Below are 419 nucleotides of genomic sequence, written 5' to 3'. Positions count from 1 at the left end.
AGCTTGCCGTTGGCCGTCAACGGCAAAGCGTCGATCGCCAGCACCGCGGCCGGCACCATATACGGCGGCAACCGATCAGCCAACGCCGCACGCACCCGAGCGGGCTCCGCGCCCCCGGTGACATAACCCACCAGACGCTTATCACCGGGACGGTCCTCACGGGCGATCACCGCCGCCTCATCAACCCCGTCCAACCCCGCCAACGCCGTACGCACATCACCAAGCTCGATGCGATACCCACGAATCTTGACCTGCTCATCAGCCCGACCCAAATAATCGAGCTGCCCATCAGCACGCCACCGCACCAAATCCCCGGTGCGATACATCCGCGCCCCGCTACCACCAAACGGACACGCCACAAACCGCGACGCCGTCAACCCCGCCCGCCGCACATAGCCACAACTCACACCGCGACCCGC

General features: G+C 65.9%; 1 protein-coding gene. It reads right to left on the bottom strand.

Going from position 1 to position 419, the window contains the following annotated elements; translation table 11 throughout:
• Positions 1-419, bottom strand: a 419-nt coding sequence (locus tag AC5Y7E_RS24280) for an AMP-binding enzyme (protein ID WP_499950960.1), incomplete at both ends; no start/stop codon positions are given.

The sequence above is a fragment of the Mycobacterium sp. NGS17 genome (genome assembly GCF_059813205.1).
Note: the sequence above shows the minus strand (reverse complement) of the source record. Positions and strands in the feature narration are given on the sequence as shown.